This window comes from Bifidobacterium [indicum] DSM 20214 = LMG 11587, from assembly GCF_000706765.1.
In the GTDB taxonomy this organism is placed as follows: Bacteria; Actinomycetota; Actinomycetes; order Actinomycetales; family Bifidobacteriaceae; genus Bombiscardovia; species Bombiscardovia coryneformis.
This window is the reverse complement of sequence record NZ_CP006018.1, coordinates 599,138-611,605: the sequence shown is the minus strand read 5'-3', so window position 1 is coordinate 611,605 and position 12,468 is coordinate 599,138. Positions and strand designations below refer to the sequence as shown.

General features: G+C 62.6%; 6 protein-coding genes and 1 pseudogene. 3 read left to right on the top strand and 4 right to left on the bottom strand.

The genetic code is table 11. From position 1 onward, the window contains the following. Positions 1–160: 160 nt before the first annotated feature. Together smc and BINDI_RS02220 are read right to left on the bottom strand one after the other, a co-directional pair. Positions 161–3,805 (bottom strand): chromosome segregation protein SMC, encoded by a 3,645-nt coding sequence (smc, locus tag BINDI_RS02225; protein ID WP_033489848.1) that lies wholly within the window; start codon positions 3,803–3,805, stop codon positions 161–163. After that, entirely contained in the window at positions 3,805–5,226 is a 1,422-nt protein-coding gene (locus BINDI_RS02220) for a bifunctional folylpolyglutamate synthase/dihydrofolate synthase (protein ID WP_033489847.1), read from the bottom strand. The genes smc and BINDI_RS02220 overlap by 1 nt, the downstream gene beginning before the upstream one ends. Positions 5,227–5,577: 351 nt before the next feature. Here BINDI_RS02220 and BINDI_RS02215 point away from each other — a divergent pair, with 351 nt between their 5' ends. After that, positions 5,578–7,137 (top strand): aminopeptidase P family protein, encoded by a 1,560-nt coding sequence (locus BINDI_RS02215; RefSeq protein ID WP_052108884.1) that lies wholly within the window; start codon positions 5,578–5,580, stop codon positions 7,135–7,137. Positions 7,138–7,140: 3 nt separating this feature from the next. After that, positions 7,141–7,678: pseudogene (locus BINDI_RS02210) on the top strand (NUDIX hydrolase). A 100-nt stretch (positions 7,679–7,778) separates the two neighbouring features. Here the strand turns inward: BINDI_RS02210 and BINDI_RS02205 are convergent. After that, on the bottom strand, positions 7,779–9,014 hold the full coding sequence (locus tag BINDI_RS02205; RefSeq protein ID WP_033489844.1) for an ROK family transcriptional regulator: 1,236 nt from the start codon (positions 9,012–9,014) through the stop codon (positions 7,779–7,781). Between the two features lie 248 nt (positions 9,015–9,262). On the opposite strand from BINDI_RS02205, the gene xylB reads away from it, so the two are divergent. Continuing rightward, positions 9,263–10,768 carry a xylulokinase gene (xylB, locus tag BINDI_RS02200; RefSeq protein WP_033489843.1) on the top strand — a complete coding sequence of 502 codons (1,506 nt, stop codon included), beginning with the start codon at positions 9,263–9,265 and terminating at the stop codon, positions 10,766–10,768. A gap of 183 nt (positions 10,769–10,951) precedes the next feature. Here xylB and xylA read toward each other — a convergent pair whose 3' ends face one another. Continuing rightward, on the bottom strand, positions 10,952–12,295 hold the full coding sequence (xylA, locus tag BINDI_RS02195) for a xylose isomerase (protein ID WP_033489842.1): 1,344 nt from the start codon (positions 12,293–12,295) through the stop codon (positions 10,952–10,954). Between the last annotated feature and the right edge of the window lie 173 nt (positions 12,296–12,468).

Sequence of the window (12,468 nt, the reverse complement as noted above, 5' to 3'; positions counted from 1 at the left end):
TCGCAGGAATAAGCAGCAGCAGAAGCGATTCAATCAAAGTTGTCGAAAAGCCTCTTGGGAACATGGTTCACTCCGCCCAGCACCCTGACGGCTTTGGGCCCGCACGGGCAGGCCCGGTCCGAAGTGGTTCACGGCGTTCCGTGTCGATGACCGATGAACCCTACCCTTCGTCCTGCTCCCTGTCGAGCTTTTGGGAGATGACGGACGTGACACCATCCCCACGCATGGTGATGCCATAGAGCGAATCGGCGATGCTCATGGTCCGCTGCTGATGGGTGATGACAATCAGCTGGGCATGCTCACGCAGCTGATTGAAAGCCTTGATCAGCCTGGTCAGGTTCACGTCATCCAAGGCCGCCTCGACCTCATCCATGACATAGAAGGGGCTGGGGCGCGCCGTGAAGATGGCAAAGAGGAGAGCCAGGGCCGTCAGCGAGCGCTCCCCACCCGAGAGGAGGGACAGCTGTCTGACCTTCTTCCCGGCGGGACTGGCCTCGACCAGCACCCCCGTGGTCAGGAGGTCATCCGGGTTCTCCAAACGCAGCCTGCCGGTGCCACCGGGGAAGAGGGTGCCGAACATCCGCTCGAAGGCTTCGGCCGTGTCGTCAAAGGCCTCCTTGAAGACTTGGACCATGGTCTTATCCAGGTCCCTGACCAGCCCCATCAGGTCGTCCCTGGATTTGACCACATCATTGCGCTGCTCGTTCAGGTATCGGTTACGGGTCTGTAGGGCATCATATTCCTCGGTGGCCAGGGGATTGACCTTGCCCAGGGCGGCCAGGTCCCGTTTGGCCTTTTCGAGTCGTTTGACCTGCTCTGCACGAACATAGGGTACGGTCTTGCAAAGTCGGGTATCGGTCACCGACTCCGGAGATGAATCGGAGTCGGCCCCGTCCGCATCCAGGGGCACGGGGTTGCCCTCGTCATCAAGGACCGGTACCGATCTGTCCGGTCCGTATTCGCGGATGAGCTCATCGACCTCCATACCCAGGTCGTCATGAATCCGTTGCCTGAGCTGACCATCCTCAGTGGCCAGGCGTTCACGGTTCAGGTCCAGGGTGTGCTCACGTTCCTGGAGGGCGGCCACCTCGGGCTCCAACCCATCCCGTTCCTTGCGCAGACCGATCAGCTCCTGATCCTGAGCGGAGACCCGCTCCTGGAGGCGTTCCCGTTCCTGTGTGGCCGCCTCCATGCTCTTGGTGACCAGGCCGGACAGAAGCATGGATTGGGAGCTGATGCCCCTGAGTGTTCCGACCTCCTGGCGCCGCAGCTCGTTTTCCTTCTGCTGATGTTCCCTGCGTTGCTGCGCCTGATTGGCCTGATCCATGAGCAGTTCCGCCTGCCGGGTCAGGGAACCGGCCTTCCGGTCGGCCTCCTTCCAGGTCAACCGGGCCTCCATCTCCCGGGACCGGGCCTGGTCCAGGGCACCTTCCAACTCCCCCGACCGGCGGTCCATGTCATCCAGATCGACCTGGTCGTCCCCGTTGGCCTCCGCCTTGGCCAGGCTTGACTTGAGGTCTTCCAGCTTCAGGGTGTGCATATGGATCTGCTCCTGAGCCTGATCCCTGCGCTCCCTCAGGTCCTGGAGCCGCGCTTTGACCTGCGCCGCCTGGGTCCTGGCCCCTTCCAGGGCACGGGCGGACTGTTCGGCTTTGAGCCTTGCCTCGGTCTGTCGGTTCCGGGCCTCCTCCACCTGCCTGATAGCCAGGTCCAGGGTCTTCCGGGCCTCCTCCACCTTGGGTGTGAGGGCTTCCGACTCCCGGACCAGCCCTTCGGATTCCGCCAAGGCCTTGTCCCTGCGGGCCACCAAGGCCAGGTCGCTGGTGGCCGGGGATGAACCGCCTACAGCCCCCACCCGGTCGAAAAGGTCTCCATCCCGGGTCACGGCCTGATCCCAATCTCCGGTTTTCAGAGCCTCCAGGGCGGCTCGACCGTCCTCTACAGCTGCCGTTCCGGCAAGCAGGAGGCGGATGGCCGCCAGAACCCTGTCGGCCTGGCCGCTTCCACCCTCCGAGGCTGCTTTGCGTGGTCCGACCAGCGATGCTGCGGACCTGTGGCCTTCGCCTTCCCCCGCACCCTTCTGAATGGCATCGTCCTGCACTGCGTCACTCGGCACAAGCAAGGCCGCCCTGCCCAGTCTGTCATCACGGGCACGGTCCAGGGCCTTGAGCAGGGTATCGGGACCGTCCACGACGATTGCTCCGGCATAATCACGCAAGGCATGGGCCAGAGGTTCCTCCCAACCCTCCTCGACCTGAATGAAATCAGTGACGGAACCCAAGGAAACCAAGTCGTCCTGACCGGTCAGTTTGTCCGAGGCGCTCCTGCTCTCGATGGTGTCGGTCAGGGCATCGGCCTTGGCCTTGAGGGAGATGATCCGGGCATCGAGCAGGCGCTGCTGCTCTTCCAGGGCGTCCAGTTCCTGCCGGGCCTTCGATTTGGCTTCCTGGGCCGATTCGATGCCCTGGGGATCTTCCTGGGCAGGCTCCCTGGACTCCTCCTCCAGAAGGTCCAGACGCTGTCTGGCCTGGTCCTGCTCCTTGACCAGCCCCACCTCCTGCTGATCGAAGTCGTCCGTACGTCGCTGGGCCAGATCCAGGGCCGATTCCTCCTTGGCCACCATCTGTCGCAGGTCGCCCAGCCTGGCATCACGCCGCCGAGCGTTCTGTCGCAGCTCGGTCAGGGTTTGGCGGAGGGCCGCCAGCTGCTTCTCCTGGTCGGCCCTGGACTGCACCGCCTTGTCCAGGGCGATACGGGCATTGGACACCTGCGTTTCCTGGGCCTCAGCCTGATCTTCAAGCTCCTTGGCTCGTTTGCGCAGTATCTCCGGGTCGTCTCCCGGATGATCGATGATGCGTCCCTGGAGGGAGCGCGCCCGCTCGTCGGCCAAGGAGGCCATCGACCGGAACCGTTCCTGAAGCTGGGTCAGGTCATGCCATACCTGATTGATTCGCTCCATTTCAGGGTTCGATCTGCTGGAGACCGACTCAGCCTGTTCGATTTTCAGCTTGACCCGGGCAAGATCACGCTGACGCGAGGTCAGGTCCTGGCGGACACTCCCCATCTCCTGGCGGACCGAGACCAGCCCCTCCTTTGATTTCAGGGCATCCTCGGCATCGATCCTAGCCTGGGCGTCCCGTAGGGAGACCTGTATCTTGTCGGCCCGACGGGAAACCTTCGCCTGGCGGCCCAGCGGCCCCAGCTGGCGGTGAATCTCCCCTATCAGGTCATCAAGGCGCGACAGGTTGGTTTCCGTGTTGGACAGCTTGCGCAGGGCCCGCTCCTTGCGCTTGCGGTGCTTGAGTATCCCGGCGGCCTCCTCGATAAAGGCACGGTGCCCGCTCGGATCGGCCCTGAGAATCTCGTCCAGGCGCCCCTGCCCGACAATGACGTGCATCTGCTGGCCCAGGCCCGTATCGCTCAGAAGGTCCTGGATGTCCAGGAGACGGCAGGCGGATCCGTTGATGGCGTACTCGGAACCACCGTTGCGGTAGATGGTTCGCGAGATGGTCACCTCGGTATAGTCGATGTCCAGGGCATGATCGGAGTTGTCGATCGTCAGGGTCACCTGTGCCCGTCCAAGCGGCGGCCTGGAGGAGGTGCCTGCAAAGATCACGTCCTCCATGGAGGAGCCACGCAGACTCTTGGCCCCCTGCTCCCCCATCACCCAGGCCAGGGCATCCACGATGTTGGACTTCCCCGACCCGTTCGGGCCCACCACGGCCGTGATGCCGGGCTCGAACCGGAGGGTGGTGGCCGAGGCGAAGGACTTGAAGCCCTTGAGCGTCAGCTCCTTCAGGTACATCAGGCACGCTCCGATTTGGGCTTGTCCAGATCGGGGTTGTGATGCTCCTTGAGAAGGGTACGGGCGTCGCCTGCGGTGACGAAACTGCCGCAGATCAGCACACCCCTGCCGTATCCCAGACCGGTCTCATCCTCGGCGTCGACCATATTGACGGCCTCCTGGATGGCGTCGGGAAGGGAGTCCCTCCTGATGACCCGGTCGGGACCAAAGACCTGCTTGGCGATCTTCTCCAGGTCCTCGGCGGGCATGACCCTGTCACGCCAGGAGTTCTCGGTGACGATGATCTGGTCCATGATCGGCTCCAGAACACCCAGATAGTCCTCGACCTGTTTGTCGGCCATCATGGCCACCACCCCGACCAGCTGTTCGAAGTGGTAGTTCTCCTCGATGGCTTCCCTCAGGGACTGGGCGGCGTTCAGGTTGTGCCCGCCGTCGATGATGATGGTGGGCGAGTTGCGTATCTGCTCGATGCGCCCCGGAACGCGGACCTCGCTCAGGGCCTCGTCCACCAGATCCTGATTGAGGGTTCCGCTGACCGGGATGACGATTTCGGCTGCAGCCAGGGCAGCAAGGGCGTTGTGGGCCTGGTGGGCTCCGAACTTGTCGATGGGAACCTCGGTGTACTCCCCGTTGGGAGTGCGCAGGGTGGCCACCTGACCACCCACGGCGGGCATCCGGGACACCACCTCCAGCTCCTGCCCGTCATGGAGGACCCGGGCTGCACCACGCTCACGGGCGGCCGCCTCGATGATTGGCATGACAGCCTCCTCATGGGGCTGCGGCCCTACGATGACGGTGGAACCCTCCTTGATGATTCCCGCCTTCTCGGTGGCTATCTGTTCGACCGTGTCGCCCAGCCACTGCATGTGATCCAAGTCAACCGGACCGATGACGGCAACATCCGCACTCAGGACGTTGGTGGCGTCCCAGAGTCCGCCCATACCGACCTCAACAACCGCCACATCCACGGGGGCGTCCGCAAAGGCCCAGATGGCCATGGCCGTCAGGACCTCGAAGAAGCTCATCGGCGGCCGCCCCTCCTTGGCGAACCGGTCGTCGACCATCGTGATGAAGTCTTCAATCTGCCGGTATACATCCACGAAGCGCTCATCCGACAGCTCCTGCCCATCGATGGCGATCCGCTCGTTGATCCGCTCCAGGTGGGGGGAGGTATAGAGGCCCGTCCTCATGCCGTAGGTGCGGGCGATGGCCTCAGCCATCCGGGCCGTTGACCCCTTCCCGTTGGTTCCGGTGATGTGGATGACACGGAAGCTCTGCTCCGGATGCCCCAGGAGGTCCAGTATCAGACTCATCCGATCCAGGTCCAGATTGGTGGTGTTGTGCTCGGCAGGGCGCGACATGATGGCACGCTCCACCTCGCGGATATCCTGACCATCGCTGTTGGGTTCTTCGAATGACATACTCAGCCCTTGCTCCTGCTCCCGTACGGTACTAGCCCTACCTATTCTATGCGTCAGGGCGGTCCGGGCAGGCCTTCATCCCAAGGCCGAGATGCATCCCCCGCCCACCGTTCGCACAGCCCCGCCCACCCTGCTGGGCAGGCCCCGCCTCCTCCACATGCCGCCCTCGTGTTCTTCAGCGCCGGGCACTAGCATGGAACCACAGCACAAGAGATCCCTCTTCCTTCGCGTCTCAGACGCGGACTCGGCTCATTGAGAGGGATTACGGACTGGATTGACCCAAGGAGGCAGAGGATAGTGACGACACCCGCGGAAAAGGTTGCTCAGGACAAGGGACGGGACGATACCGACCTGAGGAATGTCGACGTGAACGAGCAGGACATGAGCGATCGGGTGAACAACCGCACCCTCAGGCCCAACTCCCCTGCCTTCCAGAAGTTCATGACCACCGGCTGGCAGGCCCAGGAGCCCGATATGGAGCCTTTGGAATCCAGCAGGTTCATCGGCCGCCGCCTGGAGGAGCTGGGACGACGCTTCCCCGGCGAGCGCCTCGTCATCCCCGCCGGCGACTTCAAGACCCGTAACAACGACAACGACTATGCGTTCCGCCCCGACACCACCTTCGCCTACTACACGGGGCTTGGCGAGGACTTCGAGCCGGGATCGGTCCTGGTCCTGGAGCCAGTGGCCCCCGATAGCGAAGAGGCCGGTGCAGGAAGGACGCATACGCCCGAACTCTTCGTCCACCCCAGGGCGGACCAGTCCACCTCCGACTACTACCGTTCGTCCCAGTACGGGGAATACTGGGTCGGCCCCAGGGCTGGTCTGAAGGAACTGTCCGTCATGACCGGCATCCCCACCCGCGACATCGCCTCCTTCCCCGATGCCATCGCCAAGGACCTGGGCCCGGATGACGGAGCGGTCAGGATCCGTGTGATTCGCACCGCCGACACCGAGGTCTGCAACCAGGTGGAGGCCGCCCGCAAGGCCAGCGGAATAGGCGGACCCGACAGGAACCAGGCGGCGGATGAGAAGCTGGAGGAATTCACCTCAGAAGCCCGTATGATCAAGGATTCCTATGAGGTGGGCGAGATGCGCAAGGCCATCGCCGCCACCAAGGACGGATTCGACAAAATCCTGACCCGCCTCCCCCAAGTGGTCGGCAAGCCCCGTTCCGAGCGGATGCTGGAGGGTGTCTTCAACGCCAACGCCCGAGAGGAAGGCAACGATGTCGGCTATGGATCCATCATCGCCTCCGGCAGCCATGCCCCTGTTCTCCACTGGATGCGCAACAACGGAACAGTCAAGGAGGGCGACCTCCTGCTGATTGATGCCGGAGTCGAGGTAAACAGCCTCTATACGGCCGACATCACCAGGACCTTCCCGGTAGGCGGCACCTTCAGCCCCCTTCAGAAACGAATCTACGAGACCGTTCTCAAGGCCCAGCTGGCCGGATTCGAGGCAGCCAAGCCCGGTGCCACCTATTCGGACATTCACCATGCCGTCATGCGGGTCCTGGCGGAGACCCTCCATGAGTGGGGCATCCTCAAGGTCAGTGTGGAAGAGTCCCTCTCCCCCGAGGGGCAGCAGCACCGACGTTGGCACGCTTGCGGATGCGCCCACCACCTCGGCCTGGATGTGCACGACTGCGCCGAGGCCCGCTATGAGTCCTATCAGGGAGCACCCATCACACCCGGCATGATCTTCACCATCGAGCCAGGCCTCTACTTCAAGGAGAACGATCTTCTTGTGCCGCCCGAGTTCCGCGGCATCGGCGTTCGGATCGAGGATGACGTGCTGATGACGGAGGATGGCCCGGAGTGGCTTTCCGCCGCCATCCCCAAGACCGTTGAGGACGTCCAGGAATGGATGGCCCGGCAGGCCACCCAGAGCGGACAGGACAGGGACTGACCCATGCCCACCCCGGACTTCGTGCTGAACCTGCGGCACTCCATCGGCCACGACCTGCTCTGGCTGAATGGGGTGACCGGGTTCGTGGAGGATGAGCGGGGTCGCATCCTGATGGGGCAACGTGCGGATACGGGCCAATGGGCCCTGGTCTACGGCATCAATGAGCCCGGCGAAGACCCGGCCGACACCGTTGCCCGCGAAATCAAGGAGGAGACCGGGGTGGACGTCGTCGTCACCGATCTGGTGGCGGTCACATCTTCCCGGGAGGTTGTCACCTACCCCAACGGCGACCGGGCCATGTACATGGACCACCTCTTTATCTGCAAGCCCGGCCCTGATGGAAATAAGGACCCCTTCGTGGGTGATGAGGAGAGCCTGTCAGTGGGTTGGTTCAGCCCCGACGACCTCCCCACCCCACTCGCCGACAGCACCGTAGAGCGCATGGCAAGGGTCCGCACCTACAAGGCGCGACTACCATGCCGGTGATGCCCGCGCCCTCTTCGTGTTCAACGGACGGGAAAAGCCCTCCGTCGACGATTAGGCATGGCAGGGCTCCCCGATTGTTCTCATCTTCTTGATTTCGCGTTCGGAGACCTTCCTCCGCCGATCTGATGGCCTGAAGCGTGCGAGTCCTACCGGCCTCAGTCGTCAAAGAACCCCAGCGGATTGTCGATGAACCTGCGCAGACCTATCAGAGCAGCCCCGCTCAGGGCCGGGTTGGGGGTCCTTGAGGGGATGAGGACACGAACGTGCACGGCATCCCGGCCCAGGGTCAGCTGATTCAGACGATTCTGAAGCCGCTGGGCGAGGTCCCCGCCGAAATTGGACCAGAACCCACCCAGGATGACCGTATCGACATCCACGATATTGATGGCCGTGGCAATGACCGAGATCATTGCATCCACACCCCGATCTATGGCATCGACGGCCTTGGGGTCATCCTGCTGCCATCGCCGATACAGCTCGTCCATGGCCTGTGAGGAAAGGGCCTCGCTGCCGGCGGCGATACCGGCGGCCTCCACCAGGGCCTTCCGTCCGGCATAGGTCTCCAGACACCCACGGCGCCCGCATCGGCAGGTCGGTCCGTTGAGATCGACGGATGCATGACCCAGCTCACCGGCGAACCCATGGTCTCCCGCCTCAATGGCCCCATGGCGCACCACCGCACCACCGATACCGATGTCAGTTGATATGTACAGGAAGGAATCCGTCGGGCCAAGAAGGTCATTGCCGCCACCGGTGGAACGCTGGGTGGCATAGCCGGGAATCTGCGAAAGCGCGGCCAGACGGGCCTCGTTTCCCGCGATTGGGTCAAGACGCTGCACCAGATCGAACCTGGACAGGTCCAACCTCTCCCAGCCGAGGTTTCTGGCCATCAACAGGGTCATATCGTCGGTAACCAGGCCAGGCAGGGCCAACCCGGCTCCCACCACCCGGTACCGTTTACGCTTCAGTTTCGCCTCCAGGGGCCTGACCAAGGCATCCAGACTGGAGAAGACATGATCGGGGCGGGCCTCATGCATGTCATCGTGGACCCAGGCCGAATCAATCAGGCTACCGTCCAGGTCCATGGCCAGACAGCCGTATCCATCGGTATTGATCTGCAGGCCCACACCAGCCCAACGACCATGGGAGATGGCGAGGGGGGTGCTGGGACGGCCATACGTGATCTGCGAGGTTTCCGGATTCCCCTCCCGGACCACCCGGTTCTTCAAGAGCAGGGCACCCAGCAGGGACATGGTCGCCTTGGTCAGACCGGTGGCCTTGGCAAGATCGGCCCGGCTCAGCGGCATAGGCGAACGCAGAATGGTATCGATGATGACCGAGAGGTTGTGATTCCTCAGATCATCCTGATTAATCGAGCGTAAGGCAGTCACTGGTCGACCTTCCAAAATAACCCACAGTCCCCTGATCCGGGTTCCATGACTTCCCAGTATCACATGACGACCGCCCAAACATGACAAAGGCGCACCCCGCTTTCCAGTACGGGATGCGCCTTGCAGCACACCTCGCTTCTCTCGACCCGGAAAGCCGATGCACCGTTTTCCCATTTTAGTATTTTCATCTAATAAACTGGGCTAATATGGAGCGAGGACGCTACGAGCACCCATGCAAGGAGGCAGGCATGAACGAGATTCTGGTGGCGGGGATTGATACCTCGACCCAATCCTGCAAGGTCAGAATCACCGAAGCCAGAACCGGCCGGATGGTCCGGTTCGGCAAGGCCCCCCACCCCGATGGGACCAGCATAGATCCTCAGGCCTGGTGGGAGGCCTTCCAGGAGGCTGCCCGCCAGGCAGGTGGCCTGGATGACGTCTCCGCCATATCGGTCGGCGGTCAACAACACGGGATGGTCCTCCTCGACGATTCCGGTCAGGTGATTCGCGATGCCCTGCTTTGGAACGATACCCGTTCGGCACCCGAGGCTGATGACCTGATCGCCCGTCTGGGTCGTCCTCCCCGCCGGGCCGACGAGGGCGACCTGGACGCAGACACCATGATGCGTGGACGGGAGCGCTGGGTCAGGGCCGTGGGGTCATCGCCCGTGGCCTCCCTGACCATCACCAAGGTGGCCTGGGTGAGCCGCAACGAACCCGACAAGGCCAGGTCAATCGCCGCCATCTGCCTGCCCCATGACTGGTTGAGCTGGGCCATTGCCGGGCATGGTCCCGCCGCCCAAGGCAACGGGAACGCAGGACTGGAATCCCTCTTCACCGACCGGTCCGACGCTTCGGGCACCGGCTATTTCGACTCCGCAACCGACACATACCGACGAGATCTCCTGGCCATGGCCCTACCGGAGGGGATGGCCGACACTGTGATGCTCCCCCACGTACTGGCACCCCACGAGATTGGCGCCAAGGCCGACCCACGCATCGCCGGCAAGAATGTTCCAGGAGGCTGCATCATCGCCCCGGGAGGTGGCGACAATGCCATGACCGCCCTTGGGCTCTCCATGCAGATCGGCGACGTATCCATATCCCTGGGCACCTCGGGAGTGACCGCAGCCATCAGCCCGGTTCCCGCCTACGACATGACCGCCTCGGTAACCGGCTTCGCCGACGCTACCGGACACTGGCTCCCCCTGGCCTGCACCATCAACGCTTCCAGGATCCTCGACGCCGGTCGTACCGCCCTGGGCGTCGACTATGACGAACTGGCCGACCTGGCCGACCAGTCGGAACCCGGCGCGGCCGGCATCACCCTGATACCCTACTTCGACGGCGAGCGCACACCCAACCGCCCTGACGCCAAGGCCAGCATCCATGGTCTCACCCTGGGTAACACCACCAAGGCCAACCTGGCCCGCGCCTTTGTGGAAGGACTGCTCTGCTCCCAGCGGGACTGCCTGGAACTGCTGAAACGACTGGGAACCGAGACAAGACGAATCCTCCTTGTAGGCGGCGGTGCCAAATCCCGAGCAGTCAGGGCGTATGCACCGCAGATCCTGGGTAAGGACGTGGAGCTGCCCAAGCTCGACGAGTACGTGGCCATCGGAGCCGCCCGTCAGGCCGCCTGGGTCCTGTCCGGGGACAACCAACCTCCCGAATGGTCCATCGAGGTCAAGGAGACCCTGACGGGGGAACCCGAGGAGGAAACCTATCGCCAGTACCGATCCTGGCGGAAGTAAGACCAGACAAGGGCCTCCTGTGAGCACTGCCGCAGGAGGCCCTTCACGTTCCCCGACCCGGACGTTTCCGCCCCCAGGTGGCGCGGGCTACTTCCCATCCGAGTCGAATCGGTATCGATTACAACGAAAGGCCCTGCGCGATGCCGAAGCACCGCGCAGGGCCTGCAATGTGGCGGTCAATAATCAGACTGCTGAGAGGGTATCGACAATGTAGTTGTTGATCGTGGCCTTGACCACCTCAAGATGATCCGACCTGTCGGCGGCAATCAGCTCGGACTGCGGCTTGTCGATGCTGTACTCCTCCAGGGAGGCCAGGGAGGCGGAGCCATCCTCGATGCTGGTGCCGATGCCGGAATCGAAGGAGGAGTATCGCTCCTCCTGGAGATTCTCGATATATCCGTCCTTATGCATCCTGTCGGCGATCAGCAGACCGGCCGCGAAGGTATCCATACCGACGATATGCGTCTTGAAGAGATCCTCGGGCAGGAAGGAGGTGCGACGGGGCTTGGCATCGAAGTTCAGTCCACCATGGGGTCCGATTCCTCCGGCGGCCAGCACCTCCCACATAACGGCCGTCGCGTCGTAGAGGTCGGAGGGGAACTCGTCCATGTCCCAGCCGACCAGCTTGTCGCCCTGGTTGGCGTCCAGAGAACCCAGGAATCCGGCCTCGCGGGCCACGCGAATCTCATGCTGGTAGGTATGCATGGCCAGGTTGGCATGATTGCCCTCGAGATTGAGCTTGAAATCGTCCTGCAGACCATAGGTACGCAGGAAGTTGATGGTGGTGGCCGCATCATAGTCGTACTGATGCAGGGTCGGCTCCTTGGGCTTGGGCTCAATCAGGAACTGAGCATCGAAGCCGATCTCCTTGGCGTAGTCCACACACATATGGAAGAGCTGGGCCATGTGGTCCTGTTCGCGCTTCATCTGGGTGTTCCAGAGGGATTCATACCCCTCGCGCCCACCCCAGAAGACATAGTTCTCAGCGCCCAGGCGCTTGCCTATCTCAAGGCTGTGCTTGAGCTGGCCCGCGGAATAGGCGTAGATGTCGGCGAAGGGCGAGGTGCCCGCGCCGGCTTCGAACCGGGCGTTGGTGAAGAGCGAGGAGGTGTTCCAGAGCAGCTTGACCCCGGTGTCCTTCATGTTCTTCTCGATCCGGTCGACCACCTTGTCAAGGTTGGCATTGGACTCACGAAGGGTGTCGCCCTCGGGGGCCAGGTCGCGGTCATGGAAGCAGAAGAACTCCACACCGAGCTTGGTGAAGAGCTCGAAGGCATAATCCACCTTGGCCAGGGACTGGTCCATGGGGTTGGTGTACTTGTAATACGGACGCTGGGCCGTCGGATCGCCGAAGGGATCCACCAGACCCTGGTTGAAGGTGTGCCACCAGGCCACGGCAAACCGCAGCCAGTCCTTCATCTTCTTGCCGGCCACCACCTTGTCCTTGTCGTAGTAGCGGAAACCGAGGCCTTCCTTTTCACCCTGCCGTCCGACGTACTCGATCTTGTCGACATCCCACAGACCCATCAGATTGCTCCTTTGCGTATGAAACTGTATTCAGCGGAAGTCAGAACTCCCCCTATCGGACAACGGTAGAGCAGTCGAGTTAATTTGTCAAACCGTTAAATTAAATAACGGGCGTTCGAATCCGTCTATGGGAAACCCTACCTGCATGGAGACAGGCCGGCGGCCGCCTTGCT

Excerpts from the sequence above, each read along its gene's own strand:
- smc (WP_033489848.1), bottom strand. The coding sequence starts at position 3,805 with ATGTACCTGAAGGAGCTGACGCTCAAGGGCTTCAAGTCCTTCGCCTCG.
- xylA (WP_033489842.1), bottom strand. The coding sequence starts at position 12,295 with ATGGGTCTGTGGGATGTCGACAAGATCGAGTACGTCGGACGGCAGGGT.
- xylB (WP_033489843.1), top strand. The coding sequence starts at position 9,263 with ATGAACGAGATTCTGGTGGCGGGGATTGATACCTCGACCCAATCCTGC.
- BINDI_RS02220 (WP_033489847.1), bottom strand. The coding sequence starts at position 5,226 with ATGTCATTCGAAGAACCCAACAGCGATGGTCAGGATATCCGCGAGGTG.